Annotated in this window: 27 protein-coding genes; 20 read left to right on the plus strand and 7 right to left on the minus strand. The window is 45.0% G+C overall.

Annotated features, from left to right (window positions below):
• The first annotated feature begins 205 nt into the window (after nucleotides 1-205).
• The 15 genes from DTQ70_RS16575 (at nucleotide 206) to DTQ70_RS16650 (ending at nucleotide 15,230) form a co-directional block, all read left to right on the plus strand.
• Nucleotides 206-3,208 carry a two-component regulator propeller domain-containing protein gene (locus DTQ70_RS16575; protein ID WP_122931842.1) on the plus strand — a complete coding sequence of 1,001 codons (3,003 nt, stop codon included), beginning with the start codon at nucleotides 206-208 and terminating at the stop codon, nucleotides 3,206-3,208.
• 11 nt (nucleotides 3,209-3,219) lie between these two features.
• On the plus strand, nucleotides 3,220-3,879 hold the full coding sequence (locus DTQ70_RS16580) for a response regulator transcription factor (protein WP_122931843.1): 660 nt from the start codon (nucleotides 3,220-3,222) through the stop codon (nucleotides 3,877-3,879).
• 146 nt (nucleotides 3,880-4,025) lie between these two features.
• The gene (locus DTQ70_RS16585) at nucleotides 4,026-4,526 is read left to right on the plus strand and encodes a hypothetical protein (RefSeq protein WP_122931844.1); all 501 of its coding nucleotides are present in this window, start codon (nucleotides 4,026-4,028) and stop codon (nucleotides 4,524-4,526) included.
• Between the two features lie 41 nt (nucleotides 4,527-4,567).
• On the plus strand, nucleotides 4,568-5,299 hold the full coding sequence (locus DTQ70_RS16590) for a hypothetical protein (protein WP_122931845.1): 732 nt from the start codon (nucleotides 4,568-4,570) through the stop codon (nucleotides 5,297-5,299).
• Nucleotides 5,300-5,379: 80 nt separating this feature from the next.
• On the plus strand, nucleotides 5,380-5,997 hold the full coding sequence (locus DTQ70_RS16595) for a hypothetical protein (RefSeq protein ID WP_122931846.1): 618 nt from the start codon (nucleotides 5,380-5,382) through the stop codon (nucleotides 5,995-5,997).
• A 45-nt stretch (nucleotides 5,998-6,042) separates the two neighbouring features.
• On the plus strand, nucleotides 6,043-7,146 hold the full coding sequence (locus tag DTQ70_RS16600; protein WP_122931847.1) for a hypothetical protein: 1,104 nt from the start codon (nucleotides 6,043-6,045) through the stop codon (nucleotides 7,144-7,146).
• A 22-nt stretch (nucleotides 7,147-7,168) separates the two neighbouring features.
• The gene (locus DTQ70_RS16605) at nucleotides 7,169-7,657 is read left to right on the plus strand and encodes a hypothetical protein (protein WP_122931848.1); all 489 of its coding nucleotides are present in this window, start codon (nucleotides 7,169-7,171) and stop codon (nucleotides 7,655-7,657) included.
• A 374-nt stretch (nucleotides 7,658-8,031) separates the two neighbouring features.
• A complete protein-coding gene (locus DTQ70_RS16615; RefSeq protein ID WP_122931850.1) occupies nucleotides 8,032-9,144 on the plus strand; it encodes a hypothetical protein in 1,113 nt (370 codons plus the stop codon).
• 79 nt (nucleotides 9,145-9,223) lie between these two features.
• Nucleotides 9,224-10,609, plus strand: coding sequence for an aminopeptidase P family protein (locus DTQ70_RS16620; RefSeq protein WP_122934442.1), 1,386 nt, complete (start codon nucleotides 9,224-9,226; stop codon nucleotides 10,607-10,609).
• 96 nt (nucleotides 10,610-10,705) lie between these two features.
• Entirely contained in the window at nucleotides 10,706-11,995 is a 1,290-nt protein-coding gene (locus DTQ70_RS16625; RefSeq protein WP_122934443.1) for an aminopeptidase P N-terminal domain-containing protein, read from the plus strand.
• A gap of 102 nt (nucleotides 11,996-12,097) precedes the next feature.
• On the plus strand, nucleotides 12,098-12,730 hold the full coding sequence (locus DTQ70_RS16630; RefSeq protein WP_122934444.1) for an MgtC/SapB family protein: 633 nt from the start codon (nucleotides 12,098-12,100) through the stop codon (nucleotides 12,728-12,730).
• 124 nt (nucleotides 12,731-12,854) lie between these two features.
• Nucleotides 12,855-13,502, plus strand: a complete 648-nt coding sequence (locus tag DTQ70_RS16635; RefSeq protein WP_122931851.1) for an NAD(P)H-binding protein — start codon at nucleotides 12,855-12,857, stop codon at nucleotides 13,500-13,502.
• Nucleotides 13,503-13,555: 53 nt separating this feature from the next.
• The gene (locus DTQ70_RS16640) at nucleotides 13,556-14,314 is read left to right on the plus strand and encodes a hypothetical protein (RefSeq protein ID WP_122931852.1); all 759 of its coding nucleotides are present in this window, start codon (nucleotides 13,556-13,558) and stop codon (nucleotides 14,312-14,314) included.
• Nucleotides 14,311-14,781, plus strand: coding sequence for a hypothetical protein (locus DTQ70_RS16645; RefSeq protein ID WP_122931853.1), 471 nt, complete (start codon nucleotides 14,311-14,313; stop codon nucleotides 14,779-14,781). The genes DTQ70_RS16640 and DTQ70_RS16645 overlap by 4 nt, the downstream gene beginning before the upstream one ends.
• Nucleotides 14,782-14,792: 11 nt before the next feature.
• A complete protein-coding gene (locus DTQ70_RS16650; RefSeq protein ID WP_122931854.1) occupies nucleotides 14,793-15,230 on the plus strand; it encodes a GNAT family N-acetyltransferase in 438 nt (145 codons plus the stop codon).
• Between the two features lie 9 nt (nucleotides 15,231-15,239).
• Here DTQ70_RS16650 and DTQ70_RS16655 read toward each other — a convergent pair whose 3' ends face one another.
• Nucleotides 15,240-15,644, minus strand: a complete 405-nt coding sequence (locus tag DTQ70_RS16655; protein ID WP_122931855.1) for a DUF4174 domain-containing protein — start codon at nucleotides 15,642-15,644, stop codon at nucleotides 15,240-15,242.
• 24 nt (nucleotides 15,645-15,668) lie between these two features.
• Nucleotides 15,669-16,532 (minus strand): glycerophosphodiester phosphodiesterase family protein, encoded by an 864-nt coding sequence (locus DTQ70_RS16660; RefSeq protein ID WP_122931856.1) that lies wholly within the window; start codon nucleotides 16,530-16,532, stop codon nucleotides 15,669-15,671.
• 51 nt (nucleotides 16,533-16,583) lie between these two features.
• Between DTQ70_RS16660 and DTQ70_RS16665 the strand changes: the two genes are divergently transcribed.
• A complete protein-coding gene (locus DTQ70_RS16665) occupies nucleotides 16,584-17,315 on the plus strand; it encodes an NIPSNAP family protein (RefSeq protein WP_122931857.1) in 732 nt (243 codons plus the stop codon).
• Between the two features lie 141 nt (nucleotides 17,316-17,456).
• Complete coding sequence (locus DTQ70_RS16670) at nucleotides 17,457-18,305, plus strand: cytochrome c (protein ID WP_122931858.1); 849 nt, start codon at nucleotides 17,457-17,459, stop codon at nucleotides 18,303-18,305.
• 1 nt (nucleotide 18,306) lies between these two features.
• Here the strand turns inward: DTQ70_RS16670 and DTQ70_RS16675 are convergent, their stop codons facing one another.
• Genes DTQ70_RS16675 through DTQ70_RS16685 form a run of 3 tightly spaced genes read right to left on the minus strand, consistent with a single transcriptional unit; the run spans nucleotide 18,307 to nucleotide 20,613 of the window.
• Nucleotides 18,307-19,158, minus strand: a complete 852-nt coding sequence (locus DTQ70_RS16675; protein WP_122931859.1) for an alpha-1,2-fucosyltransferase — start codon at nucleotides 19,156-19,158, stop codon at nucleotides 18,307-18,309.
• 43 nt (nucleotides 19,159-19,201) lie between these two features.
• The gene (locus DTQ70_RS16680) at nucleotides 19,202-20,335 is read right to left on the minus strand and encodes a glycosyltransferase family 4 protein (RefSeq protein ID WP_122931860.1); all 1,134 of its coding nucleotides are present in this window, start codon (nucleotides 20,333-20,335) and stop codon (nucleotides 19,202-19,204) included.
• Complete coding sequence (locus DTQ70_RS16685) at nucleotides 20,311-20,613, minus strand: isochorismate lyase (protein WP_122931861.1); 303 nt, start codon at nucleotides 20,611-20,613, stop codon at nucleotides 20,311-20,313. The genes DTQ70_RS16680 and DTQ70_RS16685 overlap by 25 nt, the downstream gene beginning before the upstream one ends.
• Nucleotides 20,614-20,739: 126 nt before the next feature.
• Between DTQ70_RS16685 and DTQ70_RS16690 the strand changes: the two genes are divergently transcribed.
• Both DTQ70_RS16690 and DTQ70_RS16695 read left to right on the plus strand, forming a co-directional pair.
• Nucleotides 20,740-21,660, plus strand: a complete 921-nt coding sequence (locus DTQ70_RS16690; protein WP_229599956.1) for an NAD(P)/FAD-dependent oxidoreductase — start codon at nucleotides 20,740-20,742, stop codon at nucleotides 21,658-21,660.
• A gap of 51 nt (nucleotides 21,661-21,711) precedes the next feature.
• On the plus strand, nucleotides 21,712-22,305 hold the full coding sequence (locus tag DTQ70_RS16695; protein WP_122931863.1) for an HD family hydrolase: 594 nt from the start codon (nucleotides 21,712-21,714) through the stop codon (nucleotides 22,303-22,305).
• A gap of 62 nt (nucleotides 22,306-22,367) precedes the next feature.
• Here the strand turns inward: DTQ70_RS16695 and DTQ70_RS16700 are convergent, their stop codons facing one another.
• Nucleotides 22,368-23,945: a pseudouridine synthase gene (locus DTQ70_RS16700; RefSeq protein ID WP_122931864.1), complete on the minus strand. Its 1,578-nt coding sequence runs from the start codon at nucleotides 23,943-23,945 to the stop codon at nucleotides 22,368-22,370.
• 202 nt (nucleotides 23,946-24,147) lie between these two features.
• On the opposite strand from DTQ70_RS16700, the gene DTQ70_RS16705 reads away from it, so the two are divergent.
• A complete protein-coding gene (locus tag DTQ70_RS16705) occupies nucleotides 24,148-25,524 on the plus strand; it encodes an AMP-binding protein (protein ID WP_122931865.1) in 1,377 nt (458 codons plus the stop codon).
• Between the two features lie 56 nt (nucleotides 25,525-25,580).
• On the opposite strand, the gene DTQ70_RS16710 is transcribed toward DTQ70_RS16705, so the two are convergent.
• The gene (locus DTQ70_RS16710) at nucleotides 25,581-26,633 is read right to left on the minus strand and encodes a DPP IV N-terminal domain-containing protein (protein WP_122931866.1); all 1,053 of its coding nucleotides are present in this window, start codon (nucleotides 26,631-26,633) and stop codon (nucleotides 25,581-25,583) included.
• Between the last annotated feature and the right edge of the window lie 138 nt (nucleotides 26,634-26,771).

Raw genomic sequence — 26,771 nt, forward strand, 5'->3', positions numbered from 1 at the left:
AGTCTATAAGTTAAGAAAAACTGCCAGCTCATACGTTGGCAATAATTCAACAAAATAAAGAAATAAGTCTAAATTTTTATACACTACTTCTTAAATTTCACCCAATCTGCGGCAGAAAGTACATTTTTTAGCGACCACCGCGCCTTCTTTTTCGTTTTCACCCGTACATTAGTAGTGTTTTCTGAACCCTTTCTGCTACGCTCTCATGCGCAAAATCCTTTTTTTTGTTTGGTATATTGGACTCAGTCTGCGCCTTTTTGGTCAAACCTATCAAATCGAACGAATAGGCACCGACAAAGGGCTTTCGCAAGGCTCTGTCTATGCCATGCTCAAAGATTCGCGCGGGTTTATGTGGTTTGGAACACAAGACGGCCTCAACCGCTACGACGGCCATCACTTTAAGGTGTATTATTCGGATACCGACCAGCCCAGCGCCCTACACGGAGGCTTCGTCAACTCAATGATTGAAGCGCCCAACGGCGACCTGTGGATAGGCACCGATTACGGACTTAACCTCTACCAACGCCAAACCGATGACTTTCGATTTTTCGCGAGCGCGCCCGAACGCAAAACGCCATCGGCTTGCAGCCCGTTTGCGGTACGGCCTCCTTTTGTATGGTATTGGTCGGAGTCGGAAGGCATCGTAAAGCTTAATTATGACACACAACAAAAAACCGTCCTCCTCGCCGACGTTTCGTACGATTTGGGGCTTCTCTCGGTGTCAAATGCCACCAAGTTTGGAAAAGACGGGCACTTGTGGGTAAGCCTTTCCGAAGGACTCATGCAGTACGATACGAGTAGTCGTCAGGCGCGCTATTTTTTTAGCAAACATCCCAAAAACATCACAGGCAATCCCATCAGTATTTTAAAAATATTGATGACCAAAGAAGGATTGATGTACCTCAGCCATTCCAACGGCGTGACGATTTTTGACCCAAAAACCACTGATTTCAAACACATTACTCAAATTAATGGCATAGAATTAAACGAAATTTACGATTTGGACGAATCGCCCGACGGGGATATTTGGCTTGCTACCAGCTCAAGCGGCCTCTTTAAGTTATCGAAAGATGGCAAAGCCCAGCAGTTTATTCACCACAAAAATGACAATAACAGCCTCAGCAACAACACCATTTCTTCGGTTTATATCTCAAAAGATGGGCTCGTTTGGGCAAATCCCGACCCCCTTGGCATTAATTTGCTCATTGGAACGGGCAAAAAATTCCGAAGTATAAAATACGTGGCCGAAGCGCAAAACTCCCTCAGTGACCCCAACGTTCGGACGATGATTGAAGTGGACAAAAACCATTTGTGGGTAGGGACAGAACAAGGCGGAATCAACATTTGGAACAAACAAACGGGCTTAGTCGAAAAATGCTTTAAATCCGACCCCTCCAATCCTCGTTCATTACCCAGTTCTTCGATTTACCATTTTTTTCGCGACTCCCAACAACAGCTTTGGATTGCTACCTACAACGGCCTAGCCAAATACCTCGGGGGCGGGGCTTTTGAAAGTTATTTTCTGACAAAAAAGGGAAACATGGGCGACAATATCTTTCGGTGCTTGGCCGAATGGGATGCCGCGCACTTGCTCGTTGGTACCGAAAATGGGCTTTTCTTATTTGATAAATCAAAGAAAATTTTCATTCCCATCAAAGGGTTAGAAAACATCAGCATTCTTTGGATTGACCAACCTACCCCAGGCGAACTTTGGCTCACTCGCTTCAACGAAGGATGCTGGAAAGGCACCCTTCGGAACCATGAATGGCTACCACAAGCGACGGTTTTGGTGGGTGGCAATGCCCTCGCACTGCGCAAAGATGCTTATCGTAATTGTTGGTGGATAGCCACTAACAATGGGCTATTAAACTACCAAAACGGGCGCATCGTTCATAAATTTACGACCAAAGATGGCCTGGCCAATGCCTACATTTATGGGCTGTTGCTCGACTCTCAGCACAACCTTTGGCTCAGTACCAACCGTGGACTGAGTAGTTTTAATCCCGATACGCGTCAGTTTCGTAACTACCACGTCAGCGACGGACTGCAAGGTTATGAGTTCAACAACCGCTCGTACATGGCTGACGGCGAGGGAGTTTTCTACTTTGGCGGCACCAATGGATTTACCTATTTCCGCCCCAACGAAATACGAACGAATACCTTTCAACCGCAAATCCAACTCACTCATTTTGAGATAAATTACCAGCCCGCCCAGCTTCCACAGTACATTGGCGAAACCAGCGAACTGATACTCAAGGCCAACCAAAACACGTTTTCGTTGGGTTTCATTGCGATTGATTACCTCAGTAGCGGAAAAAACAACTATCAATACCGACTGGTCAACTTAGAGGACAATTGGAACACCACCCCAGACAACCTAGTCAGATACGTGCAGGTACCTCCTGGGGAGTATATTTTTGAGGTAAAAGCATCAAACGGCGACGGTTTTTGGAGCGACGAAGTACGCCGTCTGAAAATCACCGTACTCCCTGCTTTTTGGCAAACGTGGTGGTTCCGATTACTCAATTTGTTGTTGCTGATTGGTGTTGGTATTGGCTTCTATCGCTGGCGCATCCAGCAACTCAAGCGCCAACAACGCGAACGTTTGGAGCTCATCATCAAAACCCAAGAAGCCGAGCGAAAACAATTGGCTACCGAACTACACGACGATTTGGGAATGCGCCTTTCGACCTTGCAGATGTATTTGTCCGAAATAGATATTTCCCAAAACAATCGGGCCTCCAAATTAACTCCCTTGCTCAACGAAGCCATTGCTGACATCCGTAATTTGTTGCGTGATTTGAACCCCAAACTTCTGTTTGAGGAAGGCTTGCGCGTGGCCGTGGAGGAAGTAAATTCAAAACTCAACGCGGTAGGTTTGATAAAATTTGAGCTTTTGTGGCTAGATTTTCCCGAAAAACTCCCCGAAGTCATCGAAATCAACCTTTTTCGCATCATTCAGGAATTGATAAACAATACCCTAAAACACGCCGAAGCTACGCACATTACGCTGCAATTGCTCCAACGTGACGCGCATTGGGTTATCATTTATGAAGACAACGGACGCGGTTTTGAGCGACAACCGCTATCGTCGGGTTTTGGGTTGCAAAATATTGAAAATCGCGTCCAGTTGCTGAAAGGACAGCTTCATTTTGATACTGCCCCCCAGCGCGGCGTGCATGTTACGATTGAAATCCCCCACCACTAACTTTACGCATTATGACCCGTAAAACGTTGATTGTTGACGACCACAAATTGTTTTTGGAAGGACTGCGCTACGTGCTTTCGCAGATACCCAACGTCGAAATTGTGGGAGAAGCTTCCAACGGAGACACAGCCGTTGAGGTAGCCCAAAACACCCATGCTGATTGGGTATTGATGGACATCAACATGCCCCACTGCGACGGTGTAAAGGCAACGACCCAACTCAAAAAAATCAACCCAAACATCAAGGTAATTGCCGTTACGATGCACGACGATTACAGCAATATCCAACAGATGATTCGGGCAGGTGTGGATGGGTATGTGTTAAAAAACACAGGTTCAAGCGAACTTGCCAATGCGTTTGAGACGATTGAAAAAGGGCAATTTTATTCGTCACCCGCGATTTTGGATACGTTACTAAGACGCAAAACTGCCGCAACAGCCCCTGCGCGTTCGGCCTATCACCTCAACCCCATCGAGTTGTTGACTTCGCGGGAAAAAGAGGTTTTACCTTTATTAGTGGAAGGGCTTACCAGCGCCGAAATTGCCGAGCGACTTTTTGTAAGCGAATCGACAGTCGTGAGCCATCGCAAGAATATTCTTCATAAACTCAACCTCAAAAATACGTCGGCGCTGGTCAAATACGCCCTCGAAAACGGACTGATTCAGCCCTGAGTGCTTACGATTAACTGTGCATACGTACTTTCCCCTATTTTCTCCCCCCCACGGGGGATTTTTTGTTTCTCCCCTTTAGGGATGTTTTTTGGCGCCCTTTCGTATAGCAATTTTGTGCTGTTGATTTACCCAAACAGCATAAAAGAATGAAATGGCAAATCCTGATGCTCACCTTTTTTCTCGTCTTCGACCAAGCTTGGAGCAACCCTCCGCGTAGCTTTCGGGTGACGCTTGAAAAGATTTCATTGGTAGAGTCAGGAAGCATCGGCGGGAGCGACAACCTGTACGGCTCGGTGTGGGTGGGGGCATTTTGTAATGCCAACGACAACCAGACGGGCGCTTCTTTTGACAGCCGCGAGCGCACCCTAAAACTGTTCGAGCGGACTGGTGACAACTACGTCAAAATCAAGGAAAACACCCCTATTATTTTGAACCAATCGTTGGTTTTTGACATGCCAACCTGCGACCAAAAGCAAGCCAATTTTGCCGTTACTGTTTCGCTCAGTAGCCAAAGTTCAGGCCGAAAATACAACACCGAGCAGCACCGAATTTATTTATCCGAAATCAACAGTACGGTTCGCCGCACCATTCATTGCTACGACCGCACCTCTCACCTTCAACTGCATTTTATGATTGCACCTCTATAACCCAGTTTTTCTAATCATTTTAACACTTAAACACTATTCACATGAAAAGTTCATTCAAATTTGTCGGGTTATTTTTCGTTTTGGTATGTTTTGTTTCCAGTGTTTTTGCCCAAAAGCAAATCAATAATTACTATCAGTTTTCTCCCAAAGAAATGGAAGGAATGATGGCTACATTTTCCAAAGATGCAGGCTGGAAAAACCTCTCTGCCACCATGAGTAGCCGAAGTTTTGAGCGCATCAAGCACGAAAAAGCCGCTTGGGGTTTTAAGGGGCAAGCAAAAACATCTGATGGAAAATTACAAGACGTACTGTTTTGTGCGTTCGATTTCTACAATCCAAAAAGCAAAAAAGGCCAAGGCGGCACCATGATTTGGCGCAAAGTAGGCGACGAAGTTTACAAAGCCTATTTGATTTATCCTGAGGGAGTTGAAGATTTAGACAAAGCCTTAGAGCTATCAGAAGAGTTTTATGCCGATGCTTCAGGCAAACTCCAAAAAGCACAAAGCTGGGGCCGTTGTTTTAGAAAATGTGTACGTGGCACTTCAAGAACAGTTGTTGATGCGAAAGGCATACGTTTTGACGTACCCTCAGACTGCGGAACAGGCTGCTTGGCATCCATTGCTGTATGTGGAGGCGCAACGGCTATCTTGGCAGCAGCTACTGCTGCGCCTACAGGAGGACTTTCTTTTCCTGTATTAGCGATTACGTTTGGGGTTTGTGCGGGAGTAAGTTGCGGTGTTTGCATTGGTATATGCGCACTTGGCTGCATATAATCCATTTGTAATCAACCCATTGTAGAGCTTACCAATACACGTAAGCTCTACTTTCTCTTTCGTTCATAGCCCTTATTCACATGAAAACTATCAGCCTCGGCCTCCTCCTAACGACAATGATTAGCTATTTGGCTCCTCCTGCCGAAAACTATACCATTGAACAAGTTACTGTTTGTAAAAATACCAATTCGTGCTTGACCACTTCCCAAAAGAATCGAATCAAAGAAAGCGACAAATACACGGTAGAAGTTGTGTTAAAATCGAACTCTGCCAATTTTTTGGCACAACAGATTCAAGCTGTACAACTCGAAGTGTCTGAAATCTCTTTTACCTGTGCTCGCTCAGCCACAGACATGGACAATTGTCCTTCGGGAAGTTCGCAGGAGTGGTACACCATGTACCAAAATCCCAATCCGCCTTTGAGCAGTGCCGTGACGGTCATCAATGCTACCAAACTTACCAAACAGCTATCAGCTCAGCATCTAACCCTGCGAAACAGCATCAAAAAAATACCCGTAGAGGATGTCTTTGGGCCAAAATTTGACAAACCTATAGCTCCTACCAAGCCCACATCGTACCAAGTTCGGCTTCGAGCTGAGAACATACAATTTCCTGACTGGGTTTGGGGGATTCGCGTCAGTGTTTATGAGCGAGACGGCGGGAGAAATACAAGTACCGAATTTAAAACGAGGTTTTAGGACTTTTTGGCAAACCAACTTTTTCACATTTGAACTTCTACAATCATGCGTTTTTGGTACTTTTTTATCGTAATTTGGGGATACGCTATTTCTGCTTTGGCCCAAAGCGACGAAAGCCCAATTCCGAGCCTCAATGCCTCCAAACCGTTGGAATTTTCTATCCCGACCTCGGCCGCGTTTGACTTACTGGGAGTCACACCCGCTCAAGTTATCAAACCTGGCAATATTCGCGATTTTAAGGTGGACTGGTCGTTCCAAAGCTGGCGACTTAAACCCAATATTGCGATTCAGGCACAGCCGATTTGGGAGATTTTTTACAACCGCCCCAACTTGTTGAAATACCAATCGGCCTCGAAACTGGCCAAAATGCTCTCGACCATTGACATTTCGGCAGGAACGGTGGAAGATGATGACCTCAATCGCCGACTAGCGGGGGCGGTAAAAGTGACACTTTTTCGGAGCCACGACCCCCTCGACGTGCCCGCTCTCTACCGCGGCCCGACGGAGGAGTTTTACGAGCAACAAAGTCAGCTGAAGGGACTCGTTACGCAATTAGAAGACAGCCTAAAGCGCCTTCCCGCAACCAACGAATACCTCGAAACAAAAATGCTGGTGTTGAAGGAATTAGACCTGCTTCAAACCAAAATTCAAACTTTAGAGAAACTTCAAAAAGACCGAATTACGCAATTGACAACGCTCTACCTGAAAGAACATTGGAACGCGTCGTTTGTCGATGTAGCCATCGGCAAATCCTACCTGTATGACAACCTAAAACTGGATAGTTTGAATTTGGTACAAGATGGGCTTTCGGCTTGGATCAACGGCTGTGTAGGCATTGGGCGTAAGTGGCTTCTGACAGGGATGGTTCGTTATACGAGTTTTAGCGGCGTAAAAGCAACAATTAAACAGGAGTATTTTCTGGGAGCGAGTTTGCGCTACGGCAGCCCTAAGTTTAACTTTTTTGCCGAAGTCCTCACCCGCGACGCCCACAATCCATTTTCTTTCAAAAGTATTACCTTGGCCTACGGTGGTGACTGGCGTTTTAGCCGCAACGTCATGTTAAGTTACGGTGTAAGAACCCTCTACGGGCAAAATTTCAGTTTCAAATCACTGGTTCCTGTCGCAAGCATTGCTTGCATGATGCGATAACCAACTTACCCTTTTTTCTCCCATGAAATCTCTTGTTTTGCTTCTTTTATCCGCCATTACTTTTTCGGTATTTGGACAAAAAACGGTCAACAGCACCCTAAAGCTTGAAAATGTAATTTTTGGTAGCTGCTCAATCGCTTCGATACCTTTCAAATATTCCATTAAAAACCTTGGCCCCGAAACCTTCGTTTTTCACGCCTCGCCTTCAACACCCATTGACGACTTGACCTTCAACGTGTATCTATCCCAAAATGAAACCATTGAGACTGGGATACTCGGCGGAGAAAATGATTTACGGGTGGGCTCGGCCGTTCCAGCCCAATATACCCTGAATAATGGCCAGCTCGCCGTAAATAAAATTGCTGTACCCGTCAGAAATCCTCCCTACAGCTCATACCGATTCATGATTGTAGAAGTGGTTTATAGCAGTGGTCCTTCGATGACGGGCAGTACGTTTGTTAGTAAAAAATACCGTGTATCGTCGGGACAGGTTGTTTTTGAGAATCCCTAGCGCGGCGGTTTTGAGAAACGCACAACCCGTGCTAAGCGATGCTCACATCGCGCCACGGGTTTCTCAAAACCCAGTTTCGCAAGCTTGTAAAAATCCTTAACGCGGCGGTTTTGAGAAACCGCCACCACCAATAAGAAACCGCCAACACAACGGCGTGCCAAGCGATGCTCACATCGCGCCACGGGTTTCTCAAAACCCAGTTTCGCAAGCTTGTAAAAATCCTTAACGCGGCGGTTTTGAGAAACCACCAGCACGGACAAGAAACCCCAGCACAATGTGCTATATTCGTCATTAAAAGCCCGTAACTCCTAATTTACATGAACTTCCGCCTTTTCACTTCTTTATTTTTGTTTCACCTCTTATCTTTTATTGCCATGTCACAAACTGCTGCCGATTTTGTGGGCGTTTTTGCCAGTAGCCAAACAGGCATTCAACTTACTATTGCTCAACAAAACGGCACGTTCAAAGGTGAATTTACGGTTCAAAATCAGCGTTATGGCTGTGAAGCTACCTTCGTAAAAGGAGGACTTTCGGGCGTCTATTTTGATACGGGACGAAAAATCGGATTTACCCTTGTGAAGAACTCAGGTGAATACATTCTTACTACCGAAGGGGTTAACATCCCGATGCAACGAACCTCTGCCGCCTCTAAAACAACTCAACCTTCTAGCGCTTCTGCCGCACCTACATCGGGAACTAAAAGCAGCGGTCAACGCGTCAGCAACGCCTTTTTGGGCTTTTCATTCAATGCTCCATCGGGTTGGCAAATGCAGGAAAACAACGGCGGTTATGCCTTCGGACGAGGCGATCAGCAAGTAGCAATTACCGTATCTCCTCACAATTATAGCAGCATTTCAGAACTGAAAAACGATACCCAAAACGTCCAAGATGCGAATTCAAATACGTACCTCAATGCCCGCGTTGACCCTTACAGTGAGACTGGTGCGTGGGTATTTTTTAACGGTACTATCAAAGGACAGCCGTTTACCATTGCTACCATTTCCTTGATTTCACCCAACGGCGGGGGGATAAATATCTCATCTCTTTCACCTGCCTCAATGTACAACGACGCCCTTGCCAATACCCTGAGAAGCATCGCCAACACTGTCACATTTTCGAAACCCCAAACCTCCGCCTTGGCCGAGCAATGGAAAGCCAAACTCAAAGGAAAACAACTACTTTACCTAAAAACTGCCAATGGAATGTCTGACAAGTTTTCGATTGATTTGTGCAGCAATGGGCAGTTTGTCAAAAAAGACAACACAAGTTATTTGTCACAGACCTACAGCGATAATTTCACCTACGCAGGTCGTTCGGGTGATGAAGGCCGCTGGGATATTATGACCCAAGGCGCAACTCCTGTATTAGTTCTGCGAGCCAACGATGGCAAAGTATTTCAATACCCCATCACTTTACGTCAAGCCAGCAACGAACTAGGGCTCAACGGTATGCGCTATTTTGTACGTGCAAGCGAAATTTGTCGTTGAGTATCATTTTTGGGGTAAAAGATAGCGATTCGCCAATGGATTGGTTAATATTGCGCGCCAACAAAACCCCAATTACTTTATGTTTTCCAAAGATACTTACGTCGGACGGCGTCAACAGTTAAAAAAAACAGTCAGCAGCGGAATCTTGCTCTTTTTGGGCAATGAAGAAGCAGGCATGAACTATGCCGATAACACCTATCATTTTCGCCAAGACAGTACTTTTCTATATTATTTTGGGTTAAACAAAGCCAGCCTTGCCGCCCTCATCGACGTAGAATCAGGTGAGGAATGGATAGTGGGCGACGAAATCACCATCGACGACGTCATCTGGGCAGGGCCACAACCTACGCTTCAAGAACAAGCTGAACGTGTAGGGGTGGCGAAAGTTCTTCCCAAGTCACAACTTGAAAGCCTGCTCAAAAGCCACTTAGCCGCAGGTCGAACCGTTCATTATTTACCAACCTATCGCCCTGAGCATACCTTCAAACTTCACGAGTGGACGGGGCAATCCCTCCAAGAAATTGCCCAAGGAGCTTCTACCGAATTTATCAAAGCCATTGTAAATCAACGTTCTTACAAAACCGCCGAAGAGGTTATTGAGCTTAACAAGGCCGTTAACATTACGGCTCAAATGCACCTCAATGCCATTCGCGCCACGAAGTCGGGCAAGTACGAATACGAAATTGCAGGTATCGTCCACGGCGCAGCGCTGCAGGGTGGAGGCGACTTGGCCTACCCTATTATTTTGTCGGTAGATGGACAAACACTGCACAATCATTACCACGGCAATCGTCTTTCGAGCGGTCGCCTTGTGTTAGGAGATTTCGGCGCAGAAACCGCTACGCACTATGCAGGCGACATTACCCGCACCTGGCCTGTTGACAAACAATTTAGCGAGCGTCAAAAAGAAATTTATCAAATAGTCCTCGATGCCAACCTCAACGCCATCGCCGCCCTACAACCAGGCACACCATACCTCGATTGCCACCTAATCGCTTGGAAAACCATCGCTGAAGGACTCAAAGCGCTAGGTTTATTGCAAGGCGACGTTGACGAAATGGTCGCACTGGGCGTACCAGGTTTGTTTATGCCCCACGGGGTTGGCCACATGATGGGCATGGACGTTCATGACATGGAAAACCTTGGCGAACAACACATTGGCTATCGCGATGGCCTCAGTCGCAGTACTTTGCTGGGTCTAAAATCACTTCGTTTGGCCAAAGAACTTGAAGCAGGTTTTGTTTTGACCGTTGAGCCTGGCTTGTACTTTATTCCCGAATTAATCGACTTGTGGGAAAGCCAAGGAAAATTCCGCGATTTTGTTAATTATGACGCCCTTAAAGATTATTACGATTTTGGCGGAGTACGTATCGAAGACAATTACCTTATTACTGCTGATGGAGCTCAGTTGCTGGGTAATCCTATTCCAAAAACAATTTCCGAAATCGAAGCGTTGAGACTCTAGGTTTGGACCTTCCAAGTTTTGGAAATCCTCAGTTTAGCCCTTCCAAGTTCTGAAAACTTGGAAGGTCTGCCTACCAGCAATTTACTTCCAACACCCATGCGCTACACACCCATTGACCCTCAATTATTTATCCAAAATCGGCAACGATTATATCAACTTCTCAAGCCCAAAAGCTTGGTCATTTTGCAGTCCAACGACGTTATGCCTACCAACGCCGACGGCACGATGGGTTTTAAGCAAAACTCCGACTTGTTTTATTTGTCGGGTATCGACCAAGAAGAAACTACTTTATTGCTCTTTCCCGACCATCCCGACCCGAAGTTTCGTGAGATTTTATTTGTGCGGGAAACCAACGAAAATATTGCCATTTGGGAAGGCGAAAAACTGACCATTCCCCAGGCATTTGAGCGCTCAGGTATATCCCGAATTTATTGGACGCACCAATGGGAAAGCGTGCTTCCTCACGTCATTTTTGAAGCAGAAAATGTCTATTTGAATACCAATGAGCACGCCCGCAGCGACTCGCGAGTGCAAACCCGCGACGCTCGCTACATTCAGGAGTTCAAAGAAAAATACCCGCTTCATCACCTTGAACGCTTGGCGCCGTTGATGGCTTTTTTGCGCGCCACAAAATTACCGCAAGAAATCGAATTGCTTCAAAAAGCGATTGACATCACCCGCGATGGCTTTATGAGGGTGTTGAAATTCACCAAACCCGACGTCTGGGAATACGAAATTGAGGCCGAATTTGCCCATGAGTTTCTCCGTCAACGTTCGCGCGGTTTTGCTTATACGCCCATTATTGCTTCGGGCAAAGATTCTTGTGTCTTACATTACGTAGCCAATAACAAACAATGCAAAGACGGTGACGTTTTATTGCTAGACGTCGCTGCCGAGTATGCCAACTACAACGCCGACCTTACCCGAACCATCCCCGTCAATGGCCGTTTTACAGCGCGTCAACGACAGGTGTATGAAGCGGTTTTGCGGGTATTAAAAGCCGCCCGTTCGATGCTCATGGTGGGCAATGTACTGGATGAATATCAAGCTGAAGTGGCTAAAGTAATGGAAAGTGAATTGATTGGTTTAGGACTATTAACGGCCCAAGACATTGCCAATCAGCATCCCGACTGGCCTGCGTATCGGCGCTATTTTATGCACGGTACTTCGCACGCCCTCGGCCTCGACGTGCATGATGTTGGGAATCGTTATCGGCGTTTTGAATCTGGCATGATTTTCACCTGTGAACCAGGTATTTACATCCGTGAAGAAGGCTTGGGTATTCGATTGGAAAACAACATTCTTATTACCGAAAACGGCAACCTCGACCTCATGGCTCACATTCCCATTGAGGCCGACGAAATTGAAGCTTTGATGAATTCTTAATTTGGTTTACAGTTGCGGGTTTCCCGTTAAGGGCTCATTACTAAAAAAATGATTGCCCCCAAAACAAGAAACCGTAAACTCAAAACAGAAAACAGCAAATCCATGGAAACATTTTTGACCGAAGAAGTGCTGAAGCTATTCATTGCCGCAGGCTTGGGGTCAATCATAGGTATAGAGCGTGAGTACCACAGCAAATCGGCGGGGCTTCGTACCATGATTTTAATTGCCGTTGGTTCTACCCTGTTTACCCTCATTTCGATTCGAGTGGGCGGAGACGCGGGGCGCATTGCGGCCAACATCGTAACAGGAATTGGGTTTATTGGTGGGGGAATTATTTTCCGAGAAAACAATCGTGTAGTCGGGATTACAACCGCCGCGACAGTCTGGGCTACGGCAGCACTAGGGATGTGTGTCGGCAGTGGCTACTACGAGTTTGCTACCGTAGCCTCCCTGATTGTGTTGGTGGTGTTGTATGGCTTTGTTCCCATCCAAAACCTTATCAAACGAAGAAACCAGCTTCGTAACTACCGTATTGTGTGCAAGTTCCAACAAAAGACCTTAAAGCATTACGAAGCCCTGTTTCGTGAACTGCAATTGGATGCCAAACGCGGCACTCAAAGCAAAGTTGGAAGCACCATTAGCGGAACTTGGATTGTACAAGGAAGTGAGCGCAACCACGAACGACTCACCAAGCGTCTCCTCAACGATCCTGATGTTATTGAATTTGACTTCTAGCTAAATTACCGTTTAATAAATTCTTTTGGGATATTTTCTTTAGGCAAGCGTTTTTTTTCTTAATTTACCAATGACATACAGACCTATGTAAAAATGCAAAAGGCACTAGCCACTCCCAATAAACATGACATCCGATAAAAGAACCGCCCTAGTGGTAGGAGGAAGTGGACTAGTAGGGAAAGAAGTTATTTCTGAATTGATTGCTTCTGAAAAATATGCTGAAGTAGTCACACTCACTAGGAAACCGTTGGATTTCACCCATCCAAAACTATCATCTATTATTTTTAACTTCGACCACCCCGATGCCTCCGTTGTTTGCGGCGACGATATTTTCTGTTGTTTGGGCACAACCATGAAAAAAGCTGGTTCTAAGGAAGCATTTTACCGCGTTGATTATACCTATCCCATCGAAATAGCCCAGTTGGGGTACCAAAACGGAGCCAAACGTTTTGCTATCGTCACTGCCATGGGCGCTGATAGTAGGTCGATGTTTTACTACAATCGGGTTAAAGGAGATGTAGAAGCAACGCTCAAAAAAATAGGTTTTGACGCATTACTCATTTTTAGACCCTCGTTGCTTGTAGGGAATCGTGGCGAAACGCGCATAGGTGAGCAAATCGGCGAGGGTTTGTCCAAAATTCTCAGGCCGCTCATACCTATCAAATACCGCTCCATCGAAGCCCGTAAAGTAGCCAAAGCCATGGTTACCATCACTGCCAGCAACGTCAAAGGCACACTGGTGTACGAATCGGATGTAATGCAAGAGTTTTAGCGCAATTTTCATCACGGAGGAACCGTTTTGCCTGTAAACATGATTAAGTGAATATGACTAACCTAGGATACATAGAAGTTAAAATACACGATATTCATCCAAGCGATTTTGATATTTCCCATGTAGTGGAATTACTCAAAAACGTTGAGAGTTTGTTGTATCCTAATGAAAGAAAAAAGCGCCCAATTATATCTTATGAAATCAAAGAAGGAAGCGTCCGAAATATTTTTAAAACTGACTTATCACAAGTTATTTTGGTAAATACAACCATTAAGAATATCAATGATACTAAATCTATTGACAATATTGACTTAATACAAGCCAAAGCAATAGAAAATATTCAAGAGTGGGCATCAAAAAACAACCTAGATGTAGAAATTAAATCGTCCATAAAAAATACCAATAAGTTGGAAATAAACAGAAATACAAATTTCCAAAGAAGTGAAAATATATGGATTGATTCAGACCTCTATTTATATGGAAAAATAATAAGTATGGGTGGAAAAACTAACCCTAATCTACATATTTCAACAGAAGAACATGGTACAGTCATTATTCAAACAACAGAAGAAGTCTTAGCCAATCAAGCCGACAATAGACTTTATAAATATTCTGGTGTCCATGTACATGCAAAACAAAATATTAAAAATGGTCAACTTGACAAATCCGACATTAAATTATTAGGCTTTATTGAATACGAACAAAGTCTCGATGATAACTATTTAGACAATCTGATTAATGAAGCAAGCAAGTCGTGGACTGATATAAAAGATACAGACCAGTGGCTCGCTGAAATTCGGGGTTTACGATGAAAAAAGCATTTATTGACACAAATTTTCTTATAAAACTACTTAATATTCAAGACCCTGCACACAAAAATGCGGTAGCTTATTTCAAGTATTTTGTAGAAAATCAAATCATAATTATTGTCTCCTCCATAGCAGTAGGAGAATACTGTGTACAAGGTGAAATCACCCACCTTCCTCTCAAAAATCTTCAAACATTAAACTACAATATTCTACATGCCATTAAGGCTGGAAAGTGTGGATTTATCGCTTTCAATGCACGTAAGAACAAAGAAATTACGGTTGAACGTATAGTGATTACGAATGACGTAAAACTCTTTGCGCAAGCAGAGATTGAAAAAGTAACCTTTTATGTAACAGGTGACACAAAAAGCAAGTCTATTTTTGATTTACTTCGTAAAGAAGCTGGCCTATCTTACCAGTTTATTGACATAAATAAGCCGCTCCAAGAAAGCTTTGGGGTTTTATTTTAACGCAACTTCCCATGTCTTCCATTTCACTTCGTCGAGCCACGCCCCCCGATGTTACGTTTATTTATTCATTTCTCTGCGAATTGGAGGAAGAAACGTTTGATTTTGAACAATTTAACGCCATCTACAATCGTAACCTTCTCAACCCCGACTGCCATTATTTTTTAGCGTTCGACCACGACCGCTGCGTTGGCTACGCAAGTGTTCACGCTCAGTGGCTTCTTCATCATTGCGGCAAAGTGGGCGAAATCCAAGAAATGTTTGTCATCCCAGACTACCGAAGTAAGGGCATTGGACAACTGCTCATTCAGCAACTTTTTGCCGTGGCTCAGCAAGAAAATTTTGAAATTTTGGAAGTGACCGCCAACAAAAAACGCCTTGATACTCACCGCTTTTACGAACGACAAGGGCTTGAGCGCACGCACTTTAAATTTGTCAAAAAAATGAAGTAGGCGTACTCCTCACTTATTCCGCTTCATTTCCTCCCTTCGCATGGGCATGGAGTCGATGAGGCCGAAGATTTGTTCGGGTTTGACGGGCTTGGAACTGATAAGTTTTACTTCCCCATCTTTGCCAATCAACCAAAAACAAAAGTGATTGGGAGTATAACGAAAACGTTCTTTCAAATGTGCCGCATCTTCAGGAGACAGCTCGGCCTCTACGCAATCCACGACGCATAAATCACGCTCCAAAATACCCGCCCCGACCTCGCTCAACCATTTTTTTTGCGCCTTAAAATCCGCATCCGACGATTTTGGGCAATATACCATCACGACTCGGCTTTTCCCCACCATTTTCGACAAACGACTTTCAAGCGGGTCTTGCCCCCAGAAAAGCATACTTAACATTAAAGCGAACACATTCATACCTCTTTCTTTTTTAGAATTACCTTACAAAGAACGTACCACTTTCCAAGCTTCAAGCGGGCGATCCGACGAAAGTATATCGCCACCTTGTTTCACAAACTCTCCGTACAATTGGTCGCCACGCGCTGCCGCCATTTTGTCGAGGTTACCGAGCGTTCCCAAAATACACCGAATCCCTTTTTGGTGTAAAAATTGGCACAATTCACTGTTAGGTTCTCGTGTTCCCACAAACGCAATCATCCGATTATCAGGAATACCCGCTTCTTGGTGACGTTGGTACTCCTCTCGATTACGAATCGTGACTGAAATCATCACTTCGGGGTCCAGACGGTGGACTTTGGCGGCGTCTTGGGCGTTGTAAGTAATGATGGCTGCGTAGGAGTGCGCACGGTATTTTTTCACCAAAGCAGCTACTTTTTCAAAGGGCACACTCCGCTTTACGTCAAGCGTAAACATTACTTTGTCTTTGCCCCACGTCAGTACCGTTTCTAAGGTTGGAATTTTGTAAGGTGTTAATGTTCCTTTGTTGTCTTCCAATTGCAGCGTTTTACAATACTCCCAATTCACCTCCCGCACCTTGCCTGAGCCCGTAGTGGTTCGCTCAAGGGCATCGTCGTGCATCATCATCAGCACACTGTCTTTGGTCATCGAAATATCGCACTCAATAATCACGGGCATTTGTTTGGCCAGCCATTCAAACGACTCAATACAGTTTTCGGGATAGCCCGCGTAATCGCCACCGCCACGGTGGGCACTAATAAGGGGTTTGCTTTGAGCGCTGTATTGAAAACTTTCGCGCTTGACGCTCTTCAAATAAGTCGCAGGAGTGCAGCTGCTTGCCCATACCACTCCCACAAAAAATGCAATAAAACTTCCTTTTTTAAACATAGAACTACGCTTGATGTGTCTTTTGAAGGTACAAATTAACCAATAAACAAAATGTTTAAACAATTTCTAACCATTATGCTTTTATTTGCTGCGGTGCTCACAGCATCGGCACAAGATACGCGCTTGTTCGAAACCCGAATTTATTACACCGAACCTGGCCGTTTAGAAGCCCTTTTAGCCCGTTTTCGGAACCACACTACCAAAATCTTTGAAAAACACGGCATGACCAACATCGGCTATTGGGTTCCGTTGCACGAAGAAAACAAGCTCATTTATGTCCTCGCCTACCCCGACCGTGCCGCGCGCGATGCCGCTTGGAAAGCATTTGGTGCCGACCCTGAGTGGGTGAAAGTGCGGACAGAATCGGAAGTAAGTGGAAAAATTGTGTCGAAAGTGGAAAGCATTTTTATGGATGCCACCGATTTTTCACCCAAAATTAAGTCTTCAAAAAGCAAAAAAGACCGCGTTTTCGAGCTTCGTACGTACACTACCAACCCTGGCAAATTGCCTGATTTGTTGGCACGTTTCCGCAATCATACGCTTAAATTGTTCAAAAAACACGGCATGACTAACGTCGCCTACTGGACGGTCAATGGCAAAGATGATACGCTTATCTACATCTTAGCACATCCAAGTGAGGAAGCTGGCAAAAAAGCATTTGATGCCTTCCGCGCTGACCCTGATTGGGTAAAAGCACGTGATGCCTCGGAGGTCAACGGAAAACTTGCGAACAAAGTTGAGTCGGTTTACATGAAAGCTACAGACTTTTCAACGATTAAGTAAGACTCGCAACCTTTCCAAGTTTCGTTAATCAACAAATCCAAAACTTGGAAAGGATTAAACGTGCCTTCGGTTTCTCAAAACCGAAGACGAGGTTTCTCAAAACCTCGCGACAAAAATGCGTACATCAACCCCTCTTCTGCTATGAAAATTTGGCTCTCTTTTACTTTCATTGCTCTTTCATTTGCGGCTTGCAACAGTTCACAACAATCAGACAATCAAGCCAAAAGCGACACTACAAACACCGATACCGCTGCGGTAGCAAAGGTGGATTCGATGGGCATCTATTTATCGGACTTAAAAGCTAAATTCCCTACTCCCGAGACTATTGTTGTGGCTGACGACCCCGTTTTTCACCAAAAGAAAACCTACAAAGCCATTCCGTTACAGACGATTTTGGACACATTTTTACCCGCCTACAAGAACCTCAACCGCAGCGAAACGCAGATTGTGTTTGAGTGCGAAGATGGCTATAATCCTTCGATGGCTTTGGAAAAAGTACTGAGTATAAAGGCATTTTTGGCCGTGGCTGATGTGGACGCCCCCCAAGGACAAGATTGGATAAACCCGACCAAAGAAGGTCGAGAAATGAAGATTGCGCCTTTTTATATCGTTTATACTGACGTGCCAGGCAGTGATGTCAGCTACAAATGGCCTTATAATTTGGTAAAAATTAGCCTTTCGGCCGCCTCAAAAGAATTAGCCGTATTGTTTCCCAAAGACGACGATACCCAAGTAAAGGGTTTTGAGCTCTTTAAAGTCAATTGCCTCACTTGCCATTCGCTCAACAAAGTAGGCGGTAAAATGGGACCTGAGCTGAATTACCCCAAAAGTGTAACGGAGTATTGGAAAGTCGAACACATCAAGCAGTTTGTAAAAGCACCTTCGTCGTACCGCAACGAATGCAAAATGCCAGCCGTCACTCATTTGAACGACAAAGAGTTAGACGCCATTGTGAATTATTTACAATACATGGCAAAACATAAAATATAACCTACACTCGTTCCCAATCATCGGGAAGTAAGTCTTTGGTATTGAATCGCTCCGTCGCAAACCATTGCTGCGGGGCGATTATTTTTTTGTCAGGAAAAGCCGCCAACCACGCCCCCCACCAACTGAACGTGCTATTCGCAATGATGTGATGTTGGCACTGTGAGATAAGCACCAAGTCTTCTGCGGCCGAGTTTCCTTCCACAAAATGGGTCGGAACAGGAAAATGTAGATGAGTTTTGGCCCAAACAAGGTCATCCGAAAAAACAAAAAAAGTGGGTTGTTGAAGTTGGGGCAAAAGAACAGAGGTGGCTTTTTGGTAATAATTTAATCCACAAGGCCGTAAAAAACGGTTGGCCATTGAGAGCAGCGTATAATCACCACGACGAACATGTACGCTCACCGCTTCACTGGTTTGAATCAAGTTTTGCCACATTTGAAAACGCGTAAGAACAGGGATTTGTAGCTTTAATTCCTGTTTTACGAGAGAAGCAATGGGCTTAAAATAGCGCTCAGATTGCCAATAACCATCAAAATATAAGTCACCGCGCAAACGAAGCATGAGCGGGGAAAAATGAAAATGAGGTTCCCGCTGGTAAAAGGGAGAAATAGCTCCCAAGCGCCCCAACATTGAAAAAGAAGCCCCCGCAAGCTCACTGATTTCGCGGTTAGTAGCCACTGATGCGTTGATTGAAAAAGCGTCTAACGCATACGTACGGGCTGTCCAAAACCGTGAAGCCTGTAACTGCGATATATCTAGCTTGAGTTCGGTTTGGTTTAAAAAAGCCAAATGCCGTCCCAATGCGTATTGAAACAACTGATTACCCAAACCACCGCTTAATTTTACGATAATCATAGCCGTACTTATTTTAGGCTTTGACTAGCTCAATGACATTTCGTCACACTTGATTATCAAGCAAACTGCATACTAATTGATGATATTTTAGCGCAATTATATCCCAATGGTGCGTGTTTTTTATCACGTCTTTGCCCTCTTTCCCTAAACGTTTTCTCAACGCATCATCCTCTAAAAGTAGTCGTAGTTGGGATTGAAACGTTGTTTTGTCTTGAAAGCACATTCCACCCGCAAGCGACGAAACGACACCCACCTCTCGGCTCAAAAACGGCAGCCCCACGGCCATCGCATCGAGTAGCATAAGCGGCTGGACTTCGGTATGAGTAGCCGTAACAAACACGTCGGCAGTACAGTAGGCAGCATGGATTTGGGCTTCGGTTTGTTGGTCAAACAAAAAAATGGTTTGGTTTAACTCCTTACCCGCAAGCCGTTTGAGGCGATTTGAAAATTCATTAAAATTACTTCCAATCAGAACCAAAACTGCATCGGGCAGCTGCATTTCTCGGAACCATTTCACCAGTTCCCGCTGCCCTTTGGTGGATGTGTAATTAGAAACACATAACAGCATTTGCGCCATTGGAAGCCCATTTTCGAGTCGAAAATCTCGCGTGGAAGGCGTTCCAAAAGCAGGTCGAGCACCGTTAGGAATCACCGAATACGAAGAAATTTTATTCTTTTTTACCCAAACCACGTCCGACATCCGCTGGGATTCGGGGACATCAGACAGGAATACGTAATGGTCGAAACTCCGCATTTTTTTGTCAAAATGCCAAGCTTGACTTCGTTGGCGAAGCCACCAAACCAACCCTCGAATCCCACCCAAACGAACGTTGAAATTAGTACCATGACTTACCAAAACAACTTTTGCGGGTAAAGGAAACAGTTCTATCACCCAGTCAGAAGCCCAATTATTCCAGCCGTGAACAAAAATCACGCCTGCCCCCAGCAACTTTAAAAGTAACTGATAATCAGCTTTTTGCTCAACATACACAACCTCAAACGGGAAATTCTCCCCCTTTTTTCCACGAGTGATTACCGTCACTTGATGTCCCCATTGGTGCAGCCCTAGGGCATGACGATAGGCCACTTCGGCTACTCCGTGCGTTTCGGGGTAAAAGCCAAAAGCAACAATGAGAATTTTGTAGGGTTGCGCTAGGTGGTTTGCTGGTTTTTCCAATGGTTCATTTCCTCTTGAATGAAATAGTTCACCAAATCGGTGTACATTTTTTCGATGGCATCTGGGTCAATACCCTCTTCTTCCGCCCACGTTCTTCGCTGAACAAGCATGGCCTTGAAACGTTCGGGTGCCTTCACACTCGTCTCAGAAGTTTTAAATTTTGAGGCTGCTTTAACATACCCAAACCGTTGGCCAATCAATCGAATAATTTCACGGTCTAAAGCATCAATTTCGGTGCGAATTTCGACCATATTTTCACATTCAGCAGGTAGTTTCATCACAAATACAAGGTATTGATTTAAGCCACAAAGAAGCGCAAAAGCATTGAAAAGGCAAACAACTCCTACCTAAAGCAAGTTATTTTTATGAATCCTATTGAATCACCTCTTTAATCCCAACTCCCCTTGAAAATAATCATCTTAGGCGCAGGCATGACGGGCCTCTCAGCCGCCCGAGTTTTGACTCAAAATGGCCACGAAGTAACGCTACTCGACAAAGGGCGCGGCGTAGGCGGTCGGATGTCAACCCGTAAAATTGAACTTGCCAAAGCTGACCACGGCGCGCAGTATTTTTCGGCTAAATCGCCCGAATTTCGTCTTTTTATTGATGAACTTATTACCGAAAAAATCATTTCGGAATGGCAAGTTCCTCAGCGCGAAAATGTGCGTTATATCGGGACAGCAGGGATGAACACCATTCCAAAATTCATGGCTGCTTCGTTGAATATTCAACTAAACGAAAAAGCCATCCATCTTCATTCTCAATCGGTTGAAACTGAATCGGGCAACCAATACCCTTTCGATGCGCTTATCTCAACGATCCCCATTCCACAAGCTACTGAGCTTTTTCAACGTTCACAAACAGTACTTTCGGAGGCTGACCAACGCGTTTTGGCTTCCATCGAATATGACCCTTGCATTGCCGTTTTGGCTACGTTGAACACGCCTACCACGATTGAAGGCGGTGGATTACTTTTGGAAAACCAACCCGTCGCGTGGACAGCCGATAACTTCCAAAAAGGCATTTCTTCCGTTCCTTCGGTCACATTACACGCCTCTGTCAACTACAGTCAGGCACACTTTGAAGATAATTTGCAAGAAGTAGGTAAAGATTTACTGGCCTCCGTCAGCGACTGGATTGCGCCTGAATCCATCGAACAAGTTCAAGTACATCGCTGGCGCTACAGCCTCGCCCGTCAGCGCCACCCCCATTCTTTTTACAAACTCGAACACGCTCCCGTTTACTTGGCGGGCGACGCGTTTGGGATTGGCAACGTCGAAGGAGCGTTTTTGTCGGGGCTTGAAGTGGGAAAGCAGTTTGACTAGGGAAATCGCAAAAGCCGCTATCTTTGTATTCCATCCATTCCCACTCACTAAATGATTTCTGACCAGTTATTACAGCAAATTGAGTTCATCAAGGAGATTGACAAACTCAAATACATCCAACGCAAAACGAAGCTACTCAACAGCGACCGAAACGAAAACGATACCGAACACAGTTGGCATTTGGCCCTGATGGCCATCGTTTTAGCCGAACACGCCAACGAACCTGTTGATGTGCTGAAGGTGGTTAAAATGGTGCTAATTCACGACATTGTTGAGATTGACGCAGGCGATACCTTTATCTATGACACCCAGAAAAATCACTCAAATACCGACGAAGAAAGGCTCGCTGCTCAACGGATTTTTGGGCTACTTCCCCAAGCGCAAGCCAACGAATTGATTGCGATTTGGGAAGAATTTGAGGCAGGCGAAACCAAAGAAGCCAAATTTGCCCGTTCCATGGATCGTTTAGAGCCTCTCCTCCAAAATACCTCCAACAACGGAGGAACTTGGGCAGAATTTGGCGTTCCTTATGAAAAAGTCTATCAAAAGAAATCGGTCATTAAAGAGGGTTCTACCACCATCTGGAACTACGCCGAAAACGTACTCAATGAAAACGTTGAGAAAGGAATTTTGAAGAAAGCGTGACCTACTTCATCAAAAAAGGGCTGCGTTTCCGCAGCCCTTTTTTGTTAGTTTTTATTCTCGTCTTACACTAAGTATTTCAAACGCACTACTTCTTTTTCGTTCAAGAAGCGCCATTTGCCACGTGGGAGGTCTTTTTTGTTTAGCCCTGCATAGACTGTCCTATCAAGCTTAATCACCTCATAACCAAGACTTTCAAACACACGACGAACAATACGATTGCGGCCACTGTGAATCTCAATGCCTACGACCATCGCATCGGGCGTAACAAGTGCTAAATCGTCGGGTTTGATGAATCCATCTTCTAACTCCAAACCTTCTTTGATTTTTTCAAAATCTTCGGTCGTGATGGGTTTGTCTAACTCAACTTGGTAAATCTTATTGATTTCGTTCGAAGGGTGCATCAGTTTTTCAGCCAATTCTCCGTCGTTTGTCAACAACAACAAGCCCGTTGTGTTACGGTCCAAACGGCCCACAGGATACACACGCTCCTGGCACGCTCCCGAAATCAGTTCCATCACCGTATGGCGACCTTCTGGATCGTCAGTCGTTGTAATGTAGTCTTTTGGTTTATTCACCAAAATATAGACCATTTTCTCAGGATTCAAGATACGGTTACCGTACTTTACAATATCGCCAGGGTTTACTTTGTGCCCTAGCTCATTGATTACCTTGCCGTTGACCGTAATTTGCCCTGTTTCAATCAATCCATCCGCTTCACGACGAGAACACAATCCCGCATTTGCGATGTATTTGTTAAGGCGAATCAAGTCATCTTTTGGCGCTGGCGCGTCTTTCTTTATGTATTTTTCTTCTGCTTTGCGAAGGTCATAACGAGGTGCTTCGGTGTACTCCCCTACCCGACGGCGCAACCCATCTTCGGCACGGCTACGTTTTTCAGGCTTATCACCTTCTTCTGAAGCCCGCCCACGTTTCTCGAATGGCTTGTCAAAACTACGTTCGCCGCGTTTCTCAAACGGTTTGTCAAAACTACGTTCACCACGCTTCTCAAATGGCTTATCAAAACTGCGTTCGCCGCGTTTTTCAAATGGCTTGTCAAAACTGCGTTCGCCACGTTCTTCTCGCTTTTCAAATGGTTTTTTGAAGGCTGGTTTGTCACCGCGTTTTTCAAATGGTTTATCAAAACTACGTTCACCACGTTTCTCAAATGGCTTGTCAAAGCTACGTTCGCCGCGCTCTTCTCGCTTTTCAAATGGTTTTTTGAAGGCTGGTTTGTCGAAGCTACGTTCACCGCGTTTCTCAAACGGTTTGTCAAAACTACGTTCAGCACGTTTCTCAAATGGCTTGTCAAAGCTACGTTCGCCGCGCTTCTCAAACGGTTTATCAAAATTACGTTCACCGCGTTTCTCAAATGGCTTATCAAAACTACGTTCGCCGCGTTTTTCAAATGGCTTATCAAACGGCTTTTTGAAGGCTGGTTTGTCGCCGCGCTTTTCAAACGGTTTGTCAAAGCTGCGTTCGCGACGAGGGATTTCACTAGACTTTTTGTCGGAAGATTTTTCTAAACGAGGTCTTGCGCGTCTAGGTTCTGAAGCGTTGTCAAAATTATCTGACGATTGATTCGACTTTACGAATTTACTGTAAAACGGCGTTTTCCCAGCGCCTTTATTGTCTTTTTTCATTGGATTTGCAGTATCACTACTGTAAAAAGTGAATTATGTAACTAAAAATTTGGCGGCGAACAACCGCCCCAAATACCCTGATAATCAGGCGAACAAAGGTACAAAAAATAAAGCCATGATGTTTTTTTTAAGAAACATATCTCAAAAAAATGATTTTGGTCGTTTAAACATCTAGCCATCCAACCTATTAACTTTTTGTGCCGTGATACTAGATCGTGTACCACTCAAACCCCTTTGGGCTCCTTCGCGCTCGGTTGTGGAGCAGTCCAACCTGAAAAAATTTCAGAACTGGTTATTTGTTAAGAAAGGACTGTATTTCCGTGATTACCACGACCTTTGGGATTGGTCAGTGACCGACATCGAGGATTTTTGGGAATCTATCTGGTCATTCTGTGATGTCAAAACCCATAGTTTGTATTGGGACGTTGTAGTGCCTGACAAAAAAAACTGGGCCAGAACCAAGTGGTTTACAGGCGCAACCATCAACTATGCCGAGCACATTTTTCGCCACAAAAACGCTAATAAACCCGCGTTTTTATACCAAAATGAAGGCGAACCATTGCGGGAATTTTCGTGGAAAGAACTCGAAAAACACGTTGCTACCGTTGCTACCTCCCTCCGACATATGGGCGTATCCGAGGGCGACAACGTCATGGGAATTTTGCCCAATATCCCTCAAGCGGTCATTGCTTTTTTAGCCGTTCATGCGATTGGAGCCGTTTGGTCGATTTCATCTCCTAGCACCGATGTAAAAACACTCAGCGAACGGGCCAAGGTTCTTGCGCCCAAAGTAGTGTTCGTGCATCATTCCGTGCGGCAATTACCCTCGCTCAAACACGGTACCATTACCGTTGCCGTACCCAGTAACGACGAAGCATCACCTTGGCACACAACTGACACGTGGAGTAGTTTACTAAAAATGCCTTCGCCTCCGCTCGAATTTACGTACGTTTCTTTCGAGCATCCGCTTTGGGCTTCGTTTTCAACCAACGTGCCCGTCTTTCATACTACTGGCGGAATACTTTTGGAACACCTCAAGCTGTTGACCATCCATCAAAATTTCAAAGGAAGTGATCGTATTTTGTGGCATACGCCTTCAGATACAACCACATGGCAGTTGTCGGTCAGTACGTTATTAACAGGCGCGACTCCCGTTTTTTACCAAGGAGATGGACTTCAAAAAGGGCATTTGTGGGAAAGCATCGACCGAAATAAAATCAACCACTTTGGCTGTTCTACGGCTTTTTTAGCAACACTCAAAACGTCATTACCCAACTTTAAATTTAACAGCCTACAGAGTATCACTACGTACGACGCGCCTCTATTGGCCGAAGAATTTGAATGGGTATATCAGCACGTGAAGAAAGATGTGTGGTTGGTAGGGTTGAGTACCCATCCTTACCTTGGTAGTAGTTTGGTAGGCGGTTCACCTACCTTGCCTGTGTTTGCTGGCGAAACACAATGTATACTTTTAGGCTGTAAATCAGCCACTTTTCCAGACAAAAGCCAGTTAGTTAGACAACCTTGGAGCAACGACCTACTGGCACAGCCGCTTCCATCAATTCCGTTTGCCAAGTAAGTTTTTTTACGCAAAGGCGCAGAGTCTAATACGCTACGCCTTTGCGTGCATTTGTTTTAATCTACCCAGTCGGCGATGTACAAATTGGTATCGCGAGAGCCTGGGGCATTATTACGGTTAGAACTAAAAATCAACTTCTTCCCATCGTACGAAAACATCGGGAAAGCGTTAAAAATACTGTTGTTGGTCACCCGTTCCAAGCCCGTTCCGTCGAGGTTGATAAGGTATAATTGGAAGTCGTAGCCCCGTTGAGAATGGTGGTTCGACGAGAAAATAATTTTATCACCCTTCGGCGTAAAGTAAGGTGCCCAATTGGCTTTGCCAAGTTTTGTGATTTGGCGCAAGTCCGAACCGTCCACGTTGCACGTATAAATTTCCATGTCGGTCGGTGCTACCAACCCCATCGAAAGCAGTTTTTTGTATTCAGCGATTTCTTCGTCTGTTTTTGGGCGCGACGAGCGGAAAACGAGTTTTTTACCATCGGGTGAGAAAAATGCTCCACCATCGTACCCAAGCTGATTTGTGATTTGTTTCACGTTCTTTCCGTCGATGTCCATGATGTACAAATCAAGGTCGCCGTTGCGGGTCGAAGTAAAAACAATTTTATCACCTTTGGGCGAAATCGTTGCTTCGGCATCATAACCTTTTTCGGTAGTCAATTGCTTCACCACTTTCCCTTTCAAATCCGACACAAAAATATCGTAGGTGTCATACACCGCCCAAAGGTATTTGTTGAGATACGGTTTGATGGGAGGCGGGCAAGAATCGTTGGCCAAGTGCGTACTTCCAAACAAAATGTGTTTGCCATCGGGCATGAAGTACGAACAAGTCGTGCGGCCTTTTCCCGTGCTTATAAACTGCGGACGCTCATCAGGATTTTTCAACCCTTTGGTCACATCCAAGTAAAAAATCTGGTCGCACTGCAAGCCCCATTTAGGGTTATTTGACTGAAAACTAACGTATTTACTATCAAAACTAAAATACGCTTCGGCGTTATCGCCTCCGAAAGTGAGCTGTTTTACGTTGGTGAGGTGCTTTTCGTCGCCCGTTTGTGCCAGTGCAGCCGTAGCGATAAGAAGTAGCGATGTTAGCAAGTAGTTGATTCTCATATTACTTTCTGTTGATTTAGTAACCGCAAAGAACGGAATAGATGCCCCATGTTCGCAATCTTTTTTACGGCTTTTTGGGGACAGAAAGGCATTTTTTGGCAGAAGAGTGAAAATAATCGGGAAAATTTGTTTGTAATT

The organism is Runella sp. SP2 (assembly GCF_003711225.1).
GTDB lineage: Bacteria > Bacteroidota > Bacteroidia > Cytophagales > Spirosomataceae > Runella.

What these genes read in the sequence shown, in the direction of transcription:
- DTQ70_RS16620 (WP_122934442.1), top strand. Translation starts at nt 9,224, where the DNA reads ATGTTTTCCAAAGATACTTACGTCGGACGGCGTCAACAGTTAAAAAAA.
- DTQ70_RS16685 (WP_122931861.1), bottom strand. Translation starts at nt 20,613, where the DNA reads ATGAAACTACCTGCTGAATGTGAAAATATGGTCGAAATTCGCACCGAA.
- DTQ70_RS16575 (WP_122931842.1), top strand. Translation starts at nt 206, where the DNA reads ATGCGCAAAATCCTTTTTTTTGTTTGGTATATTGGACTCAGTCTGCGC.
- DTQ70_RS16700 (WP_122931864.1), bottom strand. Translation starts at nt 23,945, where the DNA reads ATGAAAAAAGACAATAAAGGCGCTGGGAAAACGCCGTTTTACAGTAAA.
- DTQ70_RS16630 (WP_122934444.1), top strand. Translation starts at nt 12,098, where the DNA reads ATGGAAACATTTTTGACCGAAGAAGTGCTGAAGCTATTCATTGCCGCA.
- DTQ70_RS16580 (WP_122931843.1), top strand. Translation starts at nt 3,220, where the DNA reads ATGACCCGTAAAACGTTGATTGTTGACGACCACAAATTGTTTTTGGAA.
- DTQ70_RS16695 (WP_122931863.1), top strand. Translation starts at nt 21,712, where the DNA reads ATGATTTCTGACCAGTTATTACAGCAAATTGAGTTCATCAAGGAGATT.
- DTQ70_RS16645 (WP_122931853.1), top strand. Translation starts at nt 14,311, where the DNA reads ATGAAAAAAGCATTTATTGACACAAATTTTCTTATAAAACTACTTAAT.
- DTQ70_RS16665 (WP_122931857.1), top strand. Translation starts at nt 16,584, where the DNA reads ATGTTTAAACAATTTCTAACCATTATGCTTTTATTTGCTGCGGTGCTC.
- DTQ70_RS16670 (WP_122931858.1), top strand. Translation starts at nt 17,457, where the DNA reads ATGAAAATTTGGCTCTCTTTTACTTTCATTGCTCTTTCATTTGCGGCT.
- DTQ70_RS16585 (WP_122931844.1), top strand. Translation starts at nt 4,026, where the DNA reads ATGAAATGGCAAATCCTGATGCTCACCTTTTTTCTCGTCTTCGACCAA.
- DTQ70_RS16600 (WP_122931847.1), top strand. Translation starts at nt 6,043, where the DNA reads ATGCGTTTTTGGTACTTTTTTATCGTAATTTGGGGATACGCTATTTCT.
- DTQ70_RS16605 (WP_122931848.1), top strand. Translation starts at nt 7,169, where the DNA reads ATGAAATCTCTTGTTTTGCTTCTTTTATCCGCCATTACTTTTTCGGTA.
- DTQ70_RS16640 (WP_122931852.1), top strand. Translation starts at nt 13,556, where the DNA reads ATGACTAACCTAGGATACATAGAAGTTAAAATACACGATATTCATCCA.
- DTQ70_RS16635 (WP_122931851.1), top strand. Translation starts at nt 12,855, where the DNA reads ATGACATCCGATAAAAGAACCGCCCTAGTGGTAGGAGGAAGTGGACTA.
- DTQ70_RS16625 (WP_122934443.1), top strand. Translation starts at nt 10,706, where the DNA reads ATGCGCTACACACCCATTGACCCTCAATTATTTATCCAAAATCGGCAA.
- DTQ70_RS16655 (WP_122931855.1), bottom strand. Translation starts at nt 15,644, where the DNA reads ATGAATGTGTTCGCTTTAATGTTAAGTATGCTTTTCTGGGGGCAAGAC.
- DTQ70_RS16710 (WP_122931866.1), bottom strand. Translation starts at nt 26,633, where the DNA reads ATGAGAATCAACTACTTGCTAACATCGCTACTTCTTATCGCTACGGCT.
- DTQ70_RS16660 (WP_122931856.1), bottom strand. Translation starts at nt 16,532, where the DNA reads ATGTTTAAAAAAGGAAGTTTTATTGCATTTTTTGTGGGAGTGGTATGG.
- DTQ70_RS16615 (WP_122931850.1), top strand. Translation starts at nt 8,032, where the DNA reads ATGTCACAAACTGCTGCCGATTTTGTGGGCGTTTTTGCCAGTAGCCAA.
- DTQ70_RS16650 (WP_122931854.1), top strand. Translation starts at nt 14,793, where the DNA reads ATGTCTTCCATTTCACTTCGTCGAGCCACGCCCCCCGATGTTACGTTT.
- DTQ70_RS16590 (WP_122931845.1), top strand. Translation starts at nt 4,568, where the DNA reads ATGAAAAGTTCATTCAAATTTGTCGGGTTATTTTTCGTTTTGGTATGT.
- DTQ70_RS16675 (WP_122931859.1), bottom strand. Translation starts at nt 19,158, where the DNA reads ATGATTATCGTAAAATTAAGCGGTGGTTTGGGTAATCAGTTGTTTCAA.
- DTQ70_RS16595 (WP_122931846.1), top strand. Translation starts at nt 5,380, where the DNA reads ATGAAAACTATCAGCCTCGGCCTCCTCCTAACGACAATGATTAGCTAT.